The following is a 19,146-nucleotide window of genomic DNA, read 5'->3' as shown; positions in this document are numbered from 1 at the left end:
CCGACATGACACTCACCGCTGAAGCGATCGCCGTCCTCAAGGATGTCTCGACCGCCACCATCACCACGATCCTTCTGAAGAAGGGCCTGCGCAACATCTGGCTGCGCGGCGCCATACCGCTCAGGCCGGGCCAGCCCCGCCTCGTCGGCCCCGCCTTCACGCTGCGCTTCGTGCCGGCGCGCGAGGATCTGGCGACGCCGGCCTCCTGGGGCTCGCCGATCTCGACCAGGGCCGCCATCGAGGCGATGCCGGAGGGCTGCCTCGTCGTCGCCGACGCCATGGGCGTCACCGATGCCGGCATCTTCGGCGACATTCTCTGCGCCCGCATGGCCAAGCGTAACGTCGCCGGGCTGATCACCGACGGCGTGCTGCGCGACGTCGCCGGCGTCACGCGCACCGGCCTGCCGGTCTGGAGCCGCGGCTTCGCCGCCCCGCCCTCGGTCGCCGGCGTCACCTTCGTCGGCTGGCAGGAGACCATCGGCTGCGGCGGCGTCGCGGTGATCCCCGACGACGTCATCGTCGCCGACGACGACGGTGCCGTGGTCATCCCGAAAGCGCTGCTCGACGACGTCCTCGCCGAAGGCCCCGAGCAGGAGCGCATGGAAGCCTGGATCGTCGAGGAAGTGGAGAACGGCGCCAGCCTGCCCGGCCTCTACCCGATGAATGCCGAGACCAAGGCGCGTTACGACGCCTCGAAATAGGATATGACAGACATGCTTTCTTCCGACACCAGGGGCGTCTTCGCCATCGCGCCCACGCCCTTCCTGCCCGACGGCTCGCTCGACGCCGCCTCGGTCGACCGGATGACCGACTTCTACTGGGAGGCCGGCTCCGACGGGCTGACCATCCTCGGCATCATGGGCGAGGCGCAGAAGCTCGAGCCCGAGGAATCGCTGCAGATCGTCCGCCAGGTGATCGCCCGCGCCGGTAGCCGGCCGATCATCGTCGGGGTCTCTGCGCCGGGCTTTGCCGCCATGCGGCGCCTCGCCGGCGAGGCGATGGCGGCCGGCGCCGCCGCCGTGATGATCGCACCGCCCTCTTCGATGCGCACCGACGACCAGATCGTCGGCTACTACGCCCAGGCGATCGCCCAGATCGGCACGGACATCCCCTTCGTCCTGCAGGACCATCCGCAGGCGACCCTCGTCCAGATGACGCCGGGCGTCATCAAGCGGATCATCAACGACAGCCCCTCCTGCGTGATGCTGAAGCACGAGGACTGGCCCGGCCTCGACAAGATCTCGGCGCTGCGCGACTGGGAGCGCGACGGCTCGCTCCGTCACGTCTCGATCCTCTGCGGCAACGGCGCGCTGTTCCTCGAACTCGAGATGCAGCGCGGCGCCGACGGCGCCATGACCGGCTACGCCTTCCCGGAGATGCTGCGCGATGTCGTCGACATGAGCCTCGCCGGCGATATCGACGCGGCGCAGGACCTGTTCGACGCGCATCTGCCGCTGCTGCGCTACGAGCAGCAGCCGGTGATCGGCCTGTCGGTCCGCAAGTACATCCTGGCCAGGCGCGGGGCGATCGCAAACGACACGCTGCGCACGCCGGGGCCGAAGCTCAGCGCCGCCACCAAGGCCGATGTCGAGCGCCTGCTCGCAAGGCTTGCCCGCACCGACCGTCGGGCGGCATTCTGACGATCTGAAACGACGGGGCGGTCCGAGAAGGGCCGCCCCGCCCACCGTCGCCTGTCCGACCTCGCCACGGCCTGAATGCGCCGCCGAAGGATGTTGACGATATTGTTGACAATGTGTAGGCGTGAGGACGATAGCGTTGTCGGGAGGCAGGTATGGAAGTTGATACAATGAGACGGGCGGGCGATGCGCCCAAGGCCGCCCCCTCGCCGAGCCCGGCCGCGCCGACCGCAGCGCCTGCCGAAACGACCGCCCCGGCCAGTGAAACCCGCGCCGATCCGGGCGCCGGCCTGCCGCAGCCGCAGAAGCCGACGCCGCGCAAGTTCCGCGACCTCCTCGCTCTCGACGATTTCGAGCGCCACGCGAAACGCCATTTGCCGCGCATGGTCTTCGGCTACGTCTCCGGCGCCGTCGAGACCGGCGCATCGCTGCGCGCCGCCCGCGACGCCTTCGCCGAGCACCGCTTCCTGCCGCGCATGTTCGTCGACGTGTCCGGCCGCGACCAGGGCGTCACCCTGTTCGGCAAACACTATTCCTCGCCCTTCGGCATCGCGCCGCTCGGCGGCGCCGCCTTCATCGCCTACCGCGCCGACCTGCAGCTCACCGAGGCCGCCCGCGACGCTAAGATCCCGATGATCCTCAGCGGCTCCTCGCTGATCAGCCTCGAGGACGTCCACGCCGCCAATCCCGATGCCTGGTTCCAGGCCTATCTCGCCGGCGACCAGCCGCGCATCGACCGGCTGGTGGATCGGGTCGGTGCGGCCGGCTACGAGACCCTCGTCGTCACCGGCGACACGCCGCTGCTCGGCAACCGCGAGCACAATATCCGCAGCGGCTTCTCGATGCCGATCAAGATGACGCCGAACGTCATGCTGCAGAGCGCGCTCGCCCCGTCCTGGCTGCTCGGCACGGTGCTGCGCACCTACTGGAAGCACGGCACGCCGCATTTCGAGAACACCGACGCCGAGCGCGGGCCGCCGATGATGTCGAAGCTGGTGCGCAACACCAAGAAGCGCGACGAACTCGCCTGGTCCCATGTCGAGGCGATCCGCCGCAACTGGAAGGGCAATCTCGTCGTCAAGGGCATCATGACCGCCAGCGACGCCCGTATCGCCCGTGAATGCGGTGTCGACGGAGTGATCCTGTCGAACCATGGCGGCCGCCAGCTCGACTACGCCGTCGCCCCGCTCGATTGCCTCGCCGAGGTCGCGTCCGAGAAGGGCGCGATGAAGGTGATGATCGACAGCGGCCTTCGCCGCGGCACCGACGTCCTGAAGGCGGTGGCGCTCGGCGCCGACTTCGTCTTCCTCGGCCGGCCCTTCCTCTATGCGGCGGCGATCGGCGGCGCCGACGGCGTGTCGCATGCGATCGGCATCCTGCGCGCGGAAATCGACCGCGACCTCGCCCTCATCGGCGTCAAGCGGCCGCAGGACCTCGACTCCAGCTACCTCGCCCCGGTCCGCCCGCGCGACTGAGCCGGACGCCCGAGCCATGCAGGCGACCGGCAATGGTCGCCCACCCAAGGAAAACATCATGCCCCTGAAACTGATGAGCACGCTGGCCGTCGAGGTCGCCCTGAAGCGCCGCCTCCTGCCGGCCTTCACGCAAACGACTGGGATCACCCCGGACGTGACCTGGAACCCCACCACCGTCATCATGCAGCGCATCGCGGCGGGCACCCGCGCCGATGCGATCATCCTGATCGACAAGTCGATGGCCGAGCTCGTCGAGCGCGGCATTGTCGTCGCATCCAGCGTCGCCCCCATCGCCACGGCGAAGATCGGCGTAGCGGTCGCCGGCGACGCGCCGGCGCCGAAGCTGGAGACGGTCGAGGACCTCAAGGCCGCCCTCCTCGGGGCGCGCTCGGTCGCCTATTCGCGCGGCGGCGCCAGCGGAATCTATTTCGCCAAGCTGATCGAGAAGCTCGGCATCGCCGAGGCGGTCAACGCCAGGGCGACGATCATCCCGGAAGGCTTCACCGCCGGCCAGATCGTCGCCGGCAAGGCAGACCTCGCCATCCAGCAGATCAGCGAGCTGATGTCGGTTGACGGCATCCAGATCGCGGGCCCGCTGCCCGAGGCGGTCCAGGCCGGCACGGATTTCTCCGTCGCCGCCTTCGCGGACGCGGAGAACCCGGATGATGCCACCCGGCTGATCGCGCATTTCACCTCGGCCGCGGCCGGCGCGGCCTACGAGGCGGGCGGCCTGACCTCGCGCCTCGCCCGCATTTGACCGTATCGAAAGACCGACCGATGGCAGCCAGACCCCGTATCGTCCTCTACCACGCGACCCCGGTCGCCATGGAGCCGGTCGCTTCCGCCATGGCGGCGCTCTGGCCGGAGGCGGAGGCGGTCAACCTCCTCGACGACGGGCTGACGCTCGACCGGGCCAAGGAAGGCGCGACGATCTCCGAAGAGCTGATCGAGCGCTTCGTCGATTTCGGCCGCTATGCGCTGCGCATCGGCGCCGACGGCATCCTCGTCACCTGCTCGGCCTTCGGCCCGGCGATCGACCGGATGAGCGAAATCCTGCCGATCCCGGTGCTGCGACCCAACGAGGCGATGTTTCGCGCGGCGATCGCCGCCGGCAGCCGCATCGGCATGCTGGCGACCTTCGGCCCGGCCGTCTCGACCATGGAAGCCGAGTTCGATAGCTTCACCGCCGAGACCGGTTCGGACGCGACGCTCGAGACAATCGTCGTGGCGGAGGCGATCGACCTGCTGCGCAAGGGGGACGCCGCCACGCACAACCGTCTGGTCGCCGACCGTGCGCCGGAACTTTCCGGCCACGACGCAATCATGCTGGCGCATTTCTCGACCTCGCGCGCCGCCGAAGCCGTACGCGCCGCCGTGAGCGTGCCGGTGTTCACGGCGCCGGAAGCGGCGGTAACGCGCATGAAGCAGATGATTGGGGAGACAGGGCCATGCTGATCGGTGTCATCGCCGACGACTTCACCGGCGCCGGCGACATCGCCAACACGCTGGCCAAGGGACTTCCCGGCCAGGGCGGGCTCAAGGTCTCGCAGTTCATGGGCGTGCCGGGCGAAGACGCGCCCAAGGACATCGAGGCCGGCGTCGTCTCGCTGAAGAGCCGCTCGATCCCCGCCGCCGAGGCCGTCGCGCAGTCGCTGGCGGCGCTCGCCTGGCTGCAGGCCCAGGGCTGCCGGCAGATCGTCTTCAAATACTGCTCGACCTTCGATTCGACCCCCGAGGGCAATATCGGCCCGGTCGGCGAGGCGCTGGCGAATGCGCTCGGCGTCAGCGGCGTCGTCGCCTGCCCGGCCTTCCCGACGGTCGGCCGCACCGTGCATCAGGGCCATCTCTTCGTGCATGACCGGCTGCTCAGCGAAAGCGGCATGGAGAACCATCCGCTGACGCCGATGACCGACCCGGACCTGCGGCGCTGGCTCGCCCGCCAGTGCCAGGCGCCGGTCGGGCTCGTCGCCGCCCCGGTCGTCCGGCGCGGGCCAGAGGCCATCCGCGACGCGCTGCGAGAGGCCGGCGATCGCGGCGAGATCCTCGTCATCGCCGATGCCGCGACCGACGACGATCTGGTCGCGCTGGGAGAGGCGCTCGCCGACGCGCCGTTCCTGACCGGCGGCTCCGGCATCGCCATCGGCCTGCCCGCCAACTTCATCGCGAAGGGCCACGCCCAGGGCCGCAACCCGAGCCCCGTCGCCATTGCCGGCCCGGGCGCGATCCTTGCCGGCAGCTGCTCGCGCGCGACGCTTGGCCAAATCGAACACCATGCCAAGGATCACCCGACGCTGGCGATCGCCGTCGGCGACGTGATGTCCGGCGCCGTCACCGTCGCGACCCTCTGCGAATTCCTGCAGGGCTCCGCCGATCCGGCGCCGCTGGTCTACTCCTCCGGCAAGCCGGAAGACGTCGCGGCCGCGCAGGCGCAGTTCGGCCGCGAGGCAGTGGCGGAAAAGCTCGACGCCCTCTTCGCCGAAACCGCCCGGGCGCTCGTCGCCAAAGGCGTCACCCGCCTCGTCGTCGCCGGCGGCGAGACCTCCGGCGCCGTGGCGCAGGCGCTCGACCTCGGTGCGCTGACCGTCGGGCCGGAGATAGATCCGGGCGTGCCGATCCTCACCGGCGAACGCCACCGCGTCGCGCTGGCGCTGAAATCCGGCAATTTCGGCGGCCCCGATTTCTTCGCCCGCGCCCTTTCGGCCCTCGCCGGCGACGCGCCGCGATGACCGCGCCGCACGAGATCAATGCGGCGCGCGAGCTGATCGCCCGGACCGGCGAGACGCTCTATAACCGGCAGCTGGCGCACGGCAGCGCCGGCAATCTGTCGATTCGCCTCGACGACGGAACGCTACTGCTGACGCCGACCAATTCCTCGCTCGGCTATCTCGACCCCGCCCGCCTGTCGCATCTCGCCTCCGACGGACGCCTGCTCGACGGCGACCCGCCGTCCAAGGAAGCCTTCTTCCACCTCGCGGTTTATGATGAGCGGCCGACGGCGCAGGCCGTGGTCCATCTGCACTCGACGCACTGCGTCGCGGTCTCGTGTCTCTGCCACGAGACGACCGACGACGTGCTGCCGCCGCTCACCGCCTACCACGTGATGCGCGTCGGCCGGCTGCCGCTCGTCCCGTATTTCCGGCCGGGTGACCAGGCGCTGGCCGGTGCCGTGCGCAAGGTCGCGAAGGACCACCACGCGATGCTGCTCGCCAACCATGGCCCGATCGTCGCCGGCAAGTCGCTGCGCGACGCCGCCTGGACCTACGAGGAGCTGGAGGAGACGGCGAAGCTGTTCTTCCTGCTCGGCGACCGCAAGACCAGCCCGCTCGACGCCGCCCAGATCGCCGAGATCAATCGCGCCTTCCCGAGCTGAGCCAGACCCGAACGAAAGCCGCGATGACCGACACGTCCCGCTACAGCGCCCATATCGGCTATCTGTTCAACGAATGGCCGCTCGAGGCCCGCATCGAGGCCGCCCGCGCCGCAGGGTTTTCCGCCATCGAGCATCCCGCGCCCTATTCGGTGCCGGCCGAGACGATGGCCGCGCTGCTGCGCGAGGCGGGCCTGCCCTACGTGCAGTTCGGCCTGCGCTCGGGCGATGCCGCCCGCGGCGAGAAGGGCATCGCGATCTTTCCCGATCGCCGCGACGAGTTCCGCGCCAACCTTGCCGAGGCGTTCGACTACGCCGAGGCGATCGGCGTCCGCATGCTCCACGCCATGGCCGGCGTCCTGCCCGAGGCGGAACGGCGGCCCGAACACCGCGCCTGCTATCTCGAGAACCTCGCCCTCGCCGCAGAGGAAGCCGAGAGGCGCGGCATCCGCATCATCGTCGAGGCGATGAGCCCCGGCGCCGTGCCGGATTACTTCCTGCCCACCGCCGCCGCGGCGCGCGAGGCGATCGCAGAAGCCGGCCACGCCAATCTCGGCCTGCTGCTCGACATCTTCCACACCGTCGCGGCCGGCGACGATCCGATCACGGCGATCCACGCGAGCCGCGACACGATCGCCCATGTCCACATTGCCGATCATCCCGGCCGCCACGAGCCGGGCAGCGGCACCATCGACTTCGCTACCGTCCGCTCGGCCCTCGCCGACATCGGCTATGCCGGCTTCATCGGCTGCGAATACGTCCCCGCCGGTGCCACCGCCGACGGGCTCGGCTGGTTGCCGCGCCGCCCGTAACGCCATCATGGCGCAGGCCAAGTGGCAGCTACGCAAGCGGCCGGGAACACATGGCGAAGACCGGGATTGACCGGGGGACCGAGCCGGCGGACCTGCGCCGGGCTCACGCTTTTCCACGGAGCTTTTCCATGACCACCAACCCCAACACCGGCCATCCGCAGCCGCCGCAGCCGTCCCAGAAGCAGGACATGCCGGGCGAGACCTCGGCCATGACCCCGAGGCCCGACCACGGCGAGGAGAGCTATCGCGGCTCGGGCCGGCTCGATGGCCGCGCCGCGTTGATCACCGGCGCCGATTCCGGCATTGGCCGCGCCGTCGCCATCGCCTATGCCCGCGAGGGCTGCGACGTGCTGATTTCCTATTACGACGAGCACGACGATGCCAAGGAAACCGCCCGCTGGGTCGAGAAGGCCGGCCGCAAGGCCGTCCTCTGCCCAGGCGATATCAAGGACGAGGCCTTCTGCATCGGCCTCGTCGAGAAGACCGTCGCCGAGTTCGGCCGCATCGACATCCTCGTCAACAACGCCGCCCACCAGGCAGCCTTCGAGCGCATCGAGGACATCACCGCCGAGGAATGGGACGTCACCTTCCGCACCAACATCTACAGCCAGTTCTACCTGTCGAAGGCCGCCGTGCCGCAGATGAAGCCGGGTTCCTCGATCATCAACACCTCCTCGATCAACGCCAAGAACCCGACCCCGATGCTCCTCGCCTACGCGACGACCAAGGGCGCCATCTCCAACTTCACCGCCGGTCTCGCCGGCTATGTCGCCGACCGCGGCATCCGGGTGAACGCCGTCGCCCCCGGCCCGATCTGGACGCCGCTGATCCCTTCCACCATGCCGGAAGACAAGGTCGAGAGCTTCGGCGAGAACACCCCGATCGGCCGCGCCGGCCAGCCGGCGGAACTTGCCGGCGCCTACGTGATGCTGGCCTCCGACGAGGCGAGCTACATCACCGGCGCGGTGATCCCGGTCACCGGCGGTCGCCCGATGCTCTGACGCCCTTGCCTCGGACCCCGTGCTCGCCGCAGAAAGAGGGCGAGCATGGGGGAGACAGGCATGACACCGTTCATCTTCAACACCACGGCGTCGATCGTCTGCGAGCCCGGCGCGGCCAGGCGCCTCGGCGCCATCGCCGCCGGCCGGCTCGGCGACCGGGTGCTCTTCGTCACCGATCCCGGCCTCTCCGCCCTCGGCCTCGGCGCCCCGGCCATCGCCGCGCTTGAAACCGAAGGCGTGTCGGTCACTCTCTTCGACGCCGTCGAGGCAGACCCGAAGCGCGCGACGCTGGAGCGCGCCGTCGAAGCTGGCCGCACCGCCGGCGTGACGGGCGTCGTCGGCTTCGGCGGTGGCTCGTCGCTGGACGTCGCCAAGCTCGCCGCTTTGCTGCTCGGCTCGAACGAGGACCTCGACGACGCCTGGGGCGTCGACAACGCCGCCGGCCCGCGCCTGCCGCTGGTGCTGATCCCGACCACGGCCGGCACCGGCTCGGAGGTGACGCCCGTCTCGATCATCACCGTTGGCGACAACGAGAAGCGCGGCGTCTCCTCGCCGCTGATCCTGCCGGACATCGCCATCCTCGACGCCGAGCTGACGCTCGGCCTGCCCGCCGCGATCACCGCCGCCACCGGCATCGACGCGATGGTCCACGCCATCGAGGCCTATGCCTCGAAGAGCCCCAACAACAATCCGCTGTCGCGCATGCTGGCCCGCCAGGCCCTGCAACTGCTCGGCGCGCATATCGAGACGGTGGTGACCGACCCCGCTGATCTGGGCGCCCGGCAGGCGATGCTGCTCGGCTCGATGCTCGCCGGCCAGGCCTTCGCCAATTCGCCGGTCGCCGCCGTCCATGCGCTGGCCTACCCGATCGGCGGCCGCTTCCACGTGCCGCACGGCCTCTCCAACGCCCTCGTCCTGCCGCATGTGCTGCGCTTCAACGCGCCCGAGGCTGCCCACCTCTATGCCGAGATCGCCGCCGACGCCTTCCCGGTGCTTGCCGAAGAGCCGGGCACCCAAGGCCGCTGCGCCGCCTTCATCGCGGCGCTCTCCGACCTGTCGCAGCGGCTCGGCCTGCCCCAGCGCCTGCGCGATGTCGGCGTCGGCGAGGCGGACCTGCCGGCCATGGCGGCGGACGCGATGCTGCAGCAGCGGCTCCTGGTCAACAATCCGCGGACCGTCGGCGAGGCCGATGCGCTGGCGATCTACCGCGCCGCCTGGTGAGGCTCAGGCCCGCGCCAGCGCGATGGCGATGCCCTGGCCGACGCCGATGCACATCGTCGCCAGCGCCAGCTGGCCGTCCCGCTCGGTAAGCTCCAGCGCCGCCGTCCCGGTGATCCGGGCGCCCGAAGCGCCGAGCGGATGGCCGAGCGCGATCGCCCCGCCATTGGCGTTGACATGCGCCGCCGCCGGGTCGAGCCCCAGCTCGCGCAGCACCGCGATGGCCTGGCTGGCGAAGGCCTCGTTGAGCTCGACCACGTCGAAATCACCGGGGGCGATGCCGAGCCGCGCGCAGAGCTTGCGCGTCGCGGGCGCCGGCCCCATGCCCATGATCCGCGGCGGCACGCCGGCGGTCGCGCCGCCGAGGATGCGCGCGATCGGCGTCAGGCCGTGGCGCAGCATTGCCGCCTCGGAGGCGACGATCAGCGCCGCCGCGCCGTCGTTTACGCCGGACGCATTGCCGGCCGTCACCGTGCCGCCCTCCTTGCGGAACGGCGTCGGCAGTCTGGCGAGTTTTTCTTCGGTCGTGTCGCCGCGCGGATGCTCGTCGGCCTCGACGAGGATCGGCTCGCCCTTCTTCTGGGCGATCGCGACGGGGACGATCTCGCGCGCCAGCCGGCCGGATTTCTGCGCCGCCACCGCCCGCTGCTGCGAGCGAGCCGCGAACGCGTCCTGATCGGCGCGGGAGATCTGATAGTCGGCCGCGACGTTCTCGCCGGTCTCGGGCATCGAGTCGACGCCGTATTGCGCCTTCATCAGCGGATTGACGAAGCGCCAGCCGATCGTCGTGTCGTAGATCGCCGCCTGGCGGGAGAACGCCGTCTCGGCCTTCGGCATGACGAAGGGCGCCCGCGACATCGACTCCACCCCGCCAGCGATCGCCAGCTCGATCTCGCCTGCCCGGATCGCCCGCGCCGCAGTGACCACCGCGTCCATGCCGGAGCCGCAGAGCCGGTTGAGCGTCACGCCGGGCACGCTGTCCGGCAGGCCGGCCAGAAGCAGCGACATGCGCGCGACGTTGCGGTTGTCCTCGCCGGCCTGGTTGGCGCAGCCGTAGAAGACCTCGTCCAGCTCCGCCCAGTCGACGCTTTCGTTGCGCTCCATCAGCGCCCGGATCGGCACCGCGCCGAGATCGTCGGCCCGCACGGCGGACAGCGCCCCGCCGAAGCGGCCGACCGGCGTGCGGATGAAGTCGCAGATGAAGGCCTCGGCCATGCTGTCTCCCCTCGAATGACCCTGCTCATGCCGCCGCTTGCCACAGGTAGTAAGCGGGACCCGCCGACAGCGTCAGGCCGCGTTGGCGGCCGCTCCGTCCGTCGCCGCAGCCGCCTCGTCACGCTTGGCGCGCTCTTCCGCGACGTGCCAGAGCCGGCTGATGCGCTGTTCGGCCGCCGACGCATCGTCGGCGAAGAGACGCTGCGCCGCGTCGAGGCTGACCTGGCGCAGTTCCGCCTGGCGCCGCTGCATCAGCGCCAGCACCACCGCCTGCCCGTCCTGCGGGCCGAAATCGTCCGGCGCGGCTTCCATCTCCGCCCGCAGCACAGCGTAGTCATGGTCGAGCCCGAGATCGTCGCCGAGCGTCTTTGCCGTGTTCTCCAGCGGCGCCATCGCTTCCGGCCAGAGCGGCCCCAGCAGCTTCAGATGCATCGAATGATATTTCGCGCGCTTGCGCAGATCATGGAAGGTTGTCGCCTCCCCGCGCTTCACGGCGTCGCGAATCTCGTCCCGCGCCTGGCCGACGATGCGGGCAAAGCCGCTGGCGACGATGGCGGCGGCGTCGCCGGCCTTGTTCTTCTTGCCGACGGCGAAAGCGTCGAGCCGGCTGCGCGCCTCGGCAAGGCTGCGCAGCGTCGCCTCGATGGCGGGGGCGAGATCGCCGCCGGCAGCCGCCTCGCGCTGCGCCACCAGATGCTGCCGGATCGGCTCGAACGCCTTGGCCGCACCTTCGTCCTTGTAGTGGGCCTCCAGCGCGTCGAGCGACTCGACCAGGGCCGCGCGATCGCGCACGCCGGACAGCGCCCGGGCCATGTCGCGGAAGCGGGCATTCTCTTCGACGTAGAATTTCGGCCGCGCGTCGCGCACCAGCCGGATCAGGCCACGCAGCTTCTTCAGCCGCTTGCGCACATCGTGCACCGCCTCGTGCCGGTCGCCCGCCTCGTCGGCGAGCTCGTGCTCCGCCTTGTGGATCTGTTCGCCGGCGATGCGCCGAAATTCCGCGTCGAGCGGTGCTGCGGGGTCGAATCTGTAGGCCATCCACCATCGTCCTTCTGTTGGCTGATGACCTATGGGCCGACGTTGGCGGCGGCAAGGGTTACTTCGCCGCGACGTCAGTCCGCTACGGGCAGCCCGTAGAGCGCCAGCCGCGCATTGAGGAAACGCGGATCGCCGGTCACCTCGCGGCCGAGAAATGCCGGCAGCGGCGGTTCGTCGGTGATGTCCGTCAGCTCGATCTCGGCGAGCACCAGCCCGGCCAGTACCCCTTCGAACACGTCGACCTCGACCCGCCAGGCGCCAAGCGGTACGATGTGGCGGGTCTTCTCGACCAGATTGCCGATGCGGCTCTCGCGCAGCGTCTCGGCATCGTCCAGGGGAATGTCGTATTCGAACTCGCCGCGATCGGCGCCGCTGCCGGTCTTGATGGTGAGCCGGGCGCTCGTCTCGTCCCGGATGCGTACCCGTACCGAGGCGTCGGGACGCGTGAACAGATAGAACTGCGCCAGGCGCGCGGTCTCGGTGACCTTGCTCCGCCAGTCGTCGTTCGCCACCAGGAATTTTCGTTCGATCTCGCGTGCCATGTCCGAAGACGCGCAAAGCAGCGCGCTTGTTCCCCTATGCCCTTTCGGACGAAAGCCGTTTCTCGCCCGCCCGGGTTCGCAAGGTCGTCGCGATGAACGCGCCGATGAAGACGATGGTCATCAGGAGGACGATGGTCGGCGCCGGGGCGCTGTCGATGAAGAAACTCAGATAGACCCCCGCGAGCGATGCACCGGCGGCGACCAGCGTCGCCGTCAACAGCATCATGCCGAACGAGCGGGTGAGCAGGAAGGCAATGGCGCCCGGCGCGATCAGCAGCGCGATGGCGAGGATGATGCCGACCGCCTTCAGCGCCCCGACGATGGTCAGCGACAACAGGCAGAGCAGCCCGTAATGGATGACCCGCACCGGCAGGCCGACCGCCTTCGCCTGCGCCGGGTCGAAGGCATGCAGCAGGACATCGCGCCATTTGGCGAGGATGATCCCTGCGACCACGAGCGCGATGATGCCGCTCTCGATGATGTCGCCCCAGCCGATGCCCAGCATGTCGCCGAACAATATGTGGTCGAGATGCACATCGGTCTGGATCTGCGTGTAGAGCACGAGGCCCAGCGCGAACATGCCCGAGAACACGACGCCCATCACCGTGTCCTGCTTGATCCGGCTGTTCTCCTGCAGGAAGCCGGTGGCGAGCGCGCAGGTCACGCCGGCGACGAAGGCGCCGATGGCGAGAGGGATGCCGACGATATAGGCGATCACCACGCCCGGCAGCACCGCATGGCTGATCGCGTCGCCCATCAGCGACCAGCCCTTCAGCACCAGGAAGCAGGAGAGCAGCGCCGCCGGCACCGCGACCAGCACGGAAATGATCAGAGCGTTCTGCATGAAGGGAAATTGCAGCGGCAGCAGCGCCGTCTCGAAAAAGCTCATGGCGACGGCTCCAGCGCCTCGGCCCGTCGCCGACGGGCCGCCAGCATGCCGTGCTTCGGCGCGAAGACGAAGGTGACGAGGAAGATCGACGTCATCAGGACGACGATGATGCCGCCGGTCGCCCCGTCGAGGAAGAAGCTGGCATAGGCGCCGACGAAGCTGGTGATGGCGCCGATGGCGACGCTGATCAGGATCAGCCGCGGGAAGCGGTCGGTCAGGAGATACGCCGTGGCGCCGGGCGTCACCACCATGGCGATGACCAGGAAAGCCCCGACCGTCTGCAGCGCCGCCACGGTCGAGGCACTGAGCAGGGTGAAGAACACGATCTTCAGCAGCGTCGGGTTCAGGCCGATCGAGCGGGCATGGTTCTCGTCGAAGAAGGTGACCATCAGGTCCTTCCATTTCAGCCCGAGCACCGCCAGCGATACGAAGCCGATGATCGCCAGCTGCAGCGTATCCGAAGGCGTGATGGCGAGGATGTTGCCGAGCACGATGGTCTGGATGTTCACCGAGGCCGGCGACAGCGAGACCATGAACAGGCCGAGGCCGAAGAACGAGGTGAAGATCAGGCCGATGATCGTGTCCTCCTTCAGCCGCGTGCGCTGGTTGAGGAACAGCATGGCGCCGGCCGCGAGCCCGCCGGACAGGAAGGCGCCGAGCGCGAAGGGCAGGCCCAGCATGTAGGCGCCGGCGACGCCGGGCACGATGGCGTGGCTCAGCGCATCGCCGATCAGCGACCAGCCCTTCAGCATCAGATAGGCCGAGAGGAACGCGCAGACCGCGCCGACCAGCGCCGACACCCACATCGCATTGACCATGTAGCCATAGGCGAAGGGCTGGAGCAGCGTCTCGATCACGGCAGGACCTTTGCGGGCGCCGCCGCCGGATCAGGTGCCATCTCGCCGGCGCCGTAGAGCACGAAGGGCCGCTCGTCGTCGGACAGGACGCCCACGGGGCCGCGGCCGCCCCCCTCCGGCGCCTCGAAGGCGAAATGGCGCAGCACCCCGCCGAAGGCGCGTTCCAGATTGGCCTGGGTGAAGATCTCCGGCGTCGGCCCGTAGGCGAGCACCGTGCCCTTGAGCAGGATCGTGCGGTCGCAGAATTCCGGTACGCTGCCGAGATTATGCGTCGAGACCAGCATCACCCGGCCCTCTTCCCTGAGGTCCCGCAGCAGCTGGACGATCGCGTCCTCGGTCTTGACGTCGACGCCGGTGAACGGCTCGTCCAGAAGGATCACCCGGCCGTCCTGCGCCAGGGCCCGCGCCAGGAACACCCGCTTGCGCTGGCCGCCCGAAAGCTCGCCGATCTGGCGCTTGCGATAATCCGCCATGCCGACGCGGGCGAGTGCCGTGTCGACGGCCGCCTTGTCCTTGGCCGAGGGAATGCGCAGGAAATTCATGTGGCCGTAGCGGCCCATCATCACCACGTCCTCGACCAGCACCGGAAAGCTCCAGTCGACCTCCTCGGCCTGCGGCACATAGGCGATCAGGCCCTTTTTCAGCGCCTCGCGCACCGGCAGGCCGAGCACGCGGATCTCGCCCTTGGCGACGCGAACGAAGCCCATGATCGCCTTGAACAGGGTCGACTTGCCGCTGCCGTTGACGCCGACCAGCGCGGCGATCGTGCCCGTCGGGATCGCGAAGCTCGCATCCCGCAGGGCCGTCTGGCCGTTGCGGTAGGTCACCGTCGCGTCGGTCACGCGGATGCCGCCGCCGGCTTCCGCCCGGGCGGCTTCATGAAGATCGGGCCCCATCTCGTTCATCGTGCCATCTCGTTCATCGGGAAAGGCACGCGGTGATGGTCTCTGAGGTCACGCGCAGGAGATCGAGATAGGTCGGCACCGGCCCGTCCGCCTCGCTCAGCGAGTCGACATAGAGGACGCCGCCATAGGTCGCGCCGGTCTCGCGCGCCACCTGCTCGGCGGGATCGGGCGAGATCGTGCTTTCGGAGAAGATGCAGCCGATATCGTTGGCGCGCATCGTGTCGATGACCTGGCGCACCTGCTGCGGCGTGCCCTGCGCATCGGCATTGATCGGCCAGAGGAACAGCTCCTTCAGCCCGAAGTCGCGGGCGAGATAGCTGAACGCCCCCTCGCTCGTGACCAGCCAGCGCTTTTCCTCGGGGATCGTCGCGAGTTCCACCCGGATCGGCTCCAGCGCCGAAGCGATCTCCGCCTTGTAGGCCTCGGCGTTGGCCGTATAGGTGTCGGCATTGTCCGGGTCGGCCGCGCCGAAGGCTTCGGCGATGTTGTCGATATAGATGTTCGCCGCCTCGCCCGACATCCAGGCATGCGGGTTGGGCTTGCCCTCGTAGGGGCCGGCGGCGATGCCCATCGGCACGACGCCGTCCGACACGACGATGCTCGGCACCTCGGAGAGGTTCTGGAAGAACCGCTCGAACCAGAGTTCGAGATTGAGTCCGTTCCACAGGATAAGCTCAGCGCCCTGCGCCTTCAATATGTCGCGCGGCGTCGGCTGGTAATTGTGGATCTCGGCGCCGGGCCGCGTGATCGATTCCACCTCCGCCGCGTCGCCGGCGACGTTCCGCGCCATGTCGGCGATCACCGTGAAGGTGGTCACCACCTTGAGCTTTTCCTGTGCCGCCACGGGGCTGGCGAGGAGGCCCGCTGCCACGAGAAGGGCGATGGTCCACCGGACGGTGCGCATGGGTCGTTCGCCTCATTGGAAGGATTACAGTCTACCAGATAGACCCGCCGCCGCACCGCGTCAATGCAATTGCAAATCATTCGCAACAAATCGGCGTCATCTCCCTGCCGTGATGGGCTGCATTTGAAACGCGCCGTAGACCGGGGGCATCGCGCCTCTATCTTGCGGCAAGGGACGAAAATCGATCGGTCGTCCAAAGGGTTGGCCGATCAGACCCGCTGCGGCGGGACGGGAGAATGAAGCATGTGGAATAAACTCAGAACGCTGTTCGCTACGGGCCGGGCGACACCGGCACCGGCAGCGGAACTGTCGCGCCGCCGGTTTCTCGTCGGCCTTGGCGTCGTCGGCGGCCTCGCCGTCGTCGCCCCGTCGCTGCTGCGGGCAGCGCCGGCCGCGGCGGCCGAGCCCCTGCCCGCGCCGGGCCCGCTCGCCGATGCCGAGGACAGCTACGAGGTCGCCCAGCGCTGGGACGATCGCCGCTACCGCCGGGACTATCGCCGCCGCGACCGCCGCCGGCGCGAAAGCCGTCGGCGCTACAACCGCCGCGACTTCGTCCGCAGCTGCCAGCGCGACCCGCGCTTCCGGCGCAACAACCGCGATCTCTGCCGCCGGGTGATCGGTGGACGCGGCCGCCGCGGCAGCTGCGTCAATATCGGCCCGGTCACCATCTGCGACTGACGAAACCCGAGCGGGCGGCCGTGTTTCGGTCGCCCGCCACCCGCTTTTCTCGTGATGCCGGGCGCCCCGCGCAAGAAACCCTGCTTTCAACACCGCTAAAAATCGTTATATCGCGGCCATGAGCACCATGCCCGCGAACACGCCCCTCGACCACATCCGCAATTTCTCGATCGTCGCCCATATCGACCACGGGAAATCCACCCTCGCCGACCGGCTGATCCAGTCGACCGGCGGGCTGGAGCTGCGCGACATGAAGGAACAGGTCCTCGACTCGATGGATATCGAGCGCGAGCGCGGCATCACCATCAAGGCGCAGACCGTGCGCCTGCACTACACCGCCAGGAACGGCGAGACCTACGTCCTCAACCTCATCGACACGCCCGGCCATGTCGACTTCGCCTACGAGGTGTCGCGCTCGCTCGCCGCCTGCGAGGGCGCGCTGCTCGTCGTCGATGCCGCCCAGGGCGTCGAGGCGCAGACGCTCGCCAACGTCTATCTCGCCCTCGACAACAATCTCGAGATCGTCCCGGTCCTCAACAAGATCGACCTGCCGGCCGCCGAGCCGGACAAGGTCAAGGAGCAGATCGAGGACGTCATCGGCCTCGACGCCTCGGACGCGGTGATGATCTCCGCCAAGTCCGGCCTCGGCATCGAGGACGTGCTGGAGGCGATCGTCCATCGCCTGCCCGCCCCCAAGGACGGCGACCGCAGCGCCCCGCTGAAGGCGATGCTGGTCGATAGCTGGTACGACGCCTATCTCGGCGTCATCGTCCTCGTGCGCATCATCGACGGCGAGCTGAAGAAGGGCCAGCTCATCCGCATGATGGGCACCGACGCCAAGTACCCGGTCGACCGGGTCGGCGTCTTCACCCCCAAGATGGTCCAGGTCGACGCGCTCGGCCCCGGCGAGCTCGGCTTCATCACCGCCTCGATCAAGGAGGTCGCCGATACCCGCGTCGGCGACACGATCACCGACGACAAGCGCCCGACCACCACCATGCTGCCCGGCTTCAAGCCCGCCCAGCCGGTGGTGTTCTGCGGCCTGTTCCCGGTCGACGCCGCCCAGTTCGACGATTTGCGCGCCGCCATGGGCAAGCTGCGGCTCAACGACGCCAGCTTCTCCTTCGAGATGGAATCCTCGGCGGCCCTCGGTTTCGGCTTCCGCTGCGGCTTCCTCGGCCTGCTGCATCTGGAAATCGTCCAGGAGCGGCTCTCCCGCGAGTTCGACCTCGACCTCATCGCCACCGCCCCCTCGGTGGTCTACGACATCAAGCTCACCGACGGCACCACCATCCAGCTGCACAACCCGGCCGACATGCCGGACGTGATGAAGATCGAGGCGATCCTCGAGCCGTGGATCAAGGCGACGATCCTCACCCCCGACGATTATCTCGGCAACATCCTGCAGCTCTGCCAGGAGCGCCGCGGCATCCAGACCGACCTCTCCTATGTCGGCAAGCGCGCCATGGTCAGCTACGAGCTGCCGCTCAACGAGGTGGTGTTCGACTTCTACGACCGGCTGAAATCGATCTCGAAGGGCTACGCCTCCTTCGACTACAACATGGCCGACTATCGCGAGGGCGACCTGGTGAAGATGAGCGTCCTCGTCAACGGCGAGCCGGTCGACGCCCTCTCGATGCTGGTCCACCGCGCCCAGGCCGAGCGCCGCGGCCGCGGCATGTGCGAGAAGCTGAAGGAGCTGATCCCCAACCACCTCTTCAAGATCCCGATCCAGGCGGCGATCGGCGGCAAGGTCATCGCCCGCGAGACCATCTCGGCGCTCCGCAAGGACGTCACCGCCAAATGCTACGGCGGCGACGCCACCAGAAAGCGCAAGCTCCTCGACAAGCAGAAGGAGGGCAAGAAGCGCATGCGCCAGTTCGGCAAGGTCGACATCCCGCAGGAGGCGTTCATCGCCGCGCTGAAGATGGATAGCTAGCGGCTCCAGGCTTGCCGGTACCAAGCCCGGAGCGCGGCGCTGCCATGCGGCACTGGGGCCTCGGACGCCTCCGCGGTCGCGGTCAGTCTTCTCGACGCAGCCTGGCAAGCTCCGCGGCGAACGCCGCGTGGAGTTGCTCGCCTTCATCCCCGGGCAATAGTCTCGCGAGATCGGGGAACCGGGTCTCCCAGCTCTCCGCCTCCCCGGCATCGAAGGGCATGCGTTCGGCGTTCCGAACGAGCCGGACGAGCGCAGTCAAGTGCTTGCGAATAAAGACCGGATCAACCGGGCGCGGGGCAACGACGGGCTTGGCGAAGAGGGGCAATTGGCTCATCCCGCACACTAGCCATTTGCACCCGGTGGGATCGAGTCCCGCATCGGCCTCCTTGCCTATGCGTTCGACCTTTCCACAAGAAGCCGTTCATCCGCCGAGAGATCGTAGAGTTCGAACAGCGCTTCGTTCATCGCCCGCTCGGCCGCGGCGATGGCGGTCGTCTGCGCGGAGAGCGCCCCGATGCGGTCGATGAACTGCCGGGCAGCAGGTGGAGCGCACCCCGTTTTGACCGAACAGGTGGCATAGCCGATAAGGCATAGGCATCCGCCTATGAGTACGACTATGTCGAAAGCTCCTGATGGCCCGTTTTCTCGGGTTGAAGTAATCACTTCCGT

21 protein-coding genes are annotated in these 19,146 nt (G+C 68.7%); 12 read left to right on the top strand and 9 right to left on the bottom strand.

The genetic code is table 11. The features are described from left to right. The first annotated feature begins 5 nt into the window (after positions 1–5). The 10 genes from GTW51_RS19650 (at position 6) to GTW51_RS19605 (ending at position 9,513) form a co-directional block, all read left to right on the top strand. Complete coding sequence (locus GTW51_RS19650; RefSeq protein WP_163045754.1) at positions 6–701, top strand: ribonuclease activity regulator RraA; 696 nt, start codon at positions 6–8, stop codon at positions 699–701. Between the two features lie 12 nt (positions 702–713). Continuing rightward, the gene (locus tag GTW51_RS19645) at positions 714–1,640 is read left to right on the top strand and encodes a dihydrodipicolinate synthase family protein (RefSeq protein WP_163045753.1); all 927 of its coding nucleotides are present in this window, start codon (positions 714–716) and stop codon (positions 1,638–1,640) included. Between the two features lie 152 nt (positions 1,641–1,792). Then, positions 1,793–3,112, top strand: coding sequence for an alpha-hydroxy acid oxidase (locus GTW51_RS19640; RefSeq protein ID WP_246233289.1), 1,320 nt, complete (start codon positions 1,793–1,795; stop codon positions 3,110–3,112). Between the two features lie 58 nt (positions 3,113–3,170). Next, positions 3,171–3,869, top strand: coding sequence for a molybdate ABC transporter substrate-binding protein (locus GTW51_RS19635; RefSeq protein WP_163045752.1), 699 nt, complete (start codon positions 3,171–3,173; stop codon positions 3,867–3,869). 20 nt (positions 3,870–3,889) lie between these two features. Beyond that, positions 3,890–4,567, top strand: coding sequence for an aspartate/glutamate racemase family protein (locus GTW51_RS19630; protein ID WP_163045751.1), 678 nt, complete (start codon positions 3,890–3,892; stop codon positions 4,565–4,567). Further along, positions 4,561–5,838 (top strand): 3-oxo-tetronate kinase, encoded by a 1,278-nt coding sequence (gene otnK / locus GTW51_RS19625; RefSeq protein ID WP_163045750.1) that lies wholly within the window; start codon positions 4,561–4,563, stop codon positions 5,836–5,838. The genes GTW51_RS19630 and otnK overlap by 7 nt, the downstream gene beginning before the upstream one ends. After that, positions 5,835–6,482 carry a 3-oxo-tetronate 4-phosphate decarboxylase gene (gene otnC / locus GTW51_RS19620; protein WP_163045749.1) on the top strand — a complete coding sequence of 216 codons (648 nt, stop codon included), beginning with the start codon at positions 5,835–5,837 and terminating at the stop codon, positions 6,480–6,482. The genes otnK and otnC overlap by 4 nt, the downstream gene beginning before the upstream one ends. A 23-nt stretch (positions 6,483–6,505) precedes the next feature. Continuing rightward, positions 6,506–7,291 (top strand): hydroxypyruvate isomerase family protein, encoded by a 786-nt coding sequence (locus GTW51_RS19615; protein WP_163045748.1) that lies wholly within the window; start codon positions 6,506–6,508, stop codon positions 7,289–7,291. A 128-nt stretch (positions 7,292–7,419) separates the two neighbouring features. Further along, positions 7,420–8,292, top strand: coding sequence for an SDR family oxidoreductase (locus tag GTW51_RS19610; RefSeq protein WP_163045747.1), 873 nt, complete (start codon positions 7,420–7,422; stop codon positions 8,290–8,292). A gap of 60 nt (positions 8,293–8,352) precedes the next feature. Further along, positions 8,353–9,513 (top strand): iron-containing alcohol dehydrogenase, encoded by a 1,161-nt coding sequence (locus GTW51_RS19605; protein WP_163045746.1) that lies wholly within the window; start codon positions 8,353–8,355, stop codon positions 9,511–9,513. A gap of 3 nt (positions 9,514–9,516) precedes the next feature. Here GTW51_RS19605 and pcaF read toward each other — a convergent pair whose 3' ends face one another. The 7 genes from pcaF to GTW51_RS19570 all read right to left on the bottom strand — a co-directional run bounded on the left by pcaF (position 9,517) and on the right by GTW51_RS19570 (position 15,860). Next, positions 9,517–10,725 carry a 3-oxoadipyl-CoA thiolase gene (gene pcaF / locus GTW51_RS19600; protein WP_163045745.1) on the bottom strand — a complete coding sequence of 403 codons (1,209 nt, stop codon included), beginning with the start codon at positions 10,723–10,725 and terminating at the stop codon, positions 9,517–9,519. A 72-nt stretch (positions 10,726–10,797) separates the two neighbouring features. Beyond that, positions 10,798–11,763, bottom strand: a complete 966-nt coding sequence (locus tag GTW51_RS19595; protein WP_163045744.1) for a CHAD domain-containing protein — start codon at positions 11,761–11,763, stop codon at positions 10,798–10,800. Positions 11,764–11,837: 74 nt separating this feature from the next. Beyond that, positions 11,838–12,305 (bottom strand): CYTH domain-containing protein, encoded by a 468-nt coding sequence (locus GTW51_RS19590; protein WP_163045743.1) that lies wholly within the window; start codon positions 12,303–12,305, stop codon positions 11,838–11,840. A 34-nt stretch (positions 12,306–12,339) separates the two neighbouring features. Beyond that, complete coding sequence (locus tag GTW51_RS19585; RefSeq protein ID WP_163045742.1) at positions 12,340–13,194, bottom strand: metal ABC transporter permease; 855 nt, start codon at positions 13,192–13,194, stop codon at positions 12,340–12,342. Further along, entirely contained in the window at positions 13,191–14,051 is an 861-nt protein-coding gene (locus GTW51_RS19580; RefSeq protein WP_343034066.1) for a metal ABC transporter permease, read from the bottom strand. Before GTW51_RS19580 ends, GTW51_RS19585 begins: the two co-directional genes overlap by 4 nt. After that, the gene (locus tag GTW51_RS19575; RefSeq protein WP_281354634.1) at positions 14,048–14,956 is read right to left on the bottom strand and encodes a manganese/iron ABC transporter ATP-binding protein; all 909 of its coding nucleotides are present in this window, start codon (positions 14,954–14,956) and stop codon (positions 14,048–14,050) included. The genes GTW51_RS19580 and GTW51_RS19575 overlap by 4 nt, the downstream gene beginning before the upstream one ends. Before the next feature lie 13 nt (positions 14,957–14,969). After that, the gene (locus GTW51_RS19570; RefSeq protein ID WP_163045741.1) at positions 14,970–15,860 is read right to left on the bottom strand and encodes a metal ABC transporter substrate-binding protein; all 891 of its coding nucleotides are present in this window, start codon (positions 15,858–15,860) and stop codon (positions 14,970–14,972) included. 243 nt (positions 15,861–16,103) lie between these two features. Between GTW51_RS19570 and GTW51_RS19565 the strand changes: the two genes are divergently transcribed. Beyond that, a complete protein-coding gene (locus GTW51_RS19565) occupies positions 16,104–16,538 on the top strand; it encodes a hypothetical protein (protein ID WP_163045740.1) in 435 nt (144 codons plus the stop codon). A gap of 118 nt (positions 16,539–16,656) precedes the next feature. Beyond that, complete coding sequence (gene lepA / locus GTW51_RS19560; protein ID WP_425483291.1) at positions 16,657–18,477, top strand: translation elongation factor 4; 1,821 nt, start codon at positions 16,657–16,659, stop codon at positions 18,475–18,477. An 82-nt stretch (positions 18,478–18,559) separates the two neighbouring features. Here lepA and GTW51_RS19555 read toward each other — a convergent pair whose 3' ends face one another. Together GTW51_RS19555 and GTW51_RS19550 are read right to left on the bottom strand one after the other, a co-directional pair. Further along, positions 18,560–18,802 (bottom strand): hypothetical protein, encoded by a 243-nt coding sequence (locus GTW51_RS19555; protein ID WP_163045739.1) that lies wholly within the window; start codon positions 18,800–18,802, stop codon positions 18,560–18,562. 65 nt (positions 18,803–18,867) lie between these two features. Beyond that, on the bottom strand, positions 18,868–19,146 hold a 279-nt coding region (locus tag GTW51_RS19550; protein ID WP_163045738.1), incomplete at its 5' end, for a hypothetical protein.

The organism is Aurantimonas aggregata, from assembly GCF_010500835.1.
Taxonomy (GTDB): domain Bacteria; phylum Pseudomonadota; class Alphaproteobacteria; order Rhizobiales; family Rhizobiaceae; genus Aurantimonas; species Aurantimonas aggregata.
Note: the sequence above shows the minus strand (reverse complement) of the source record. Positions and strands in the feature narration are given on the sequence as shown.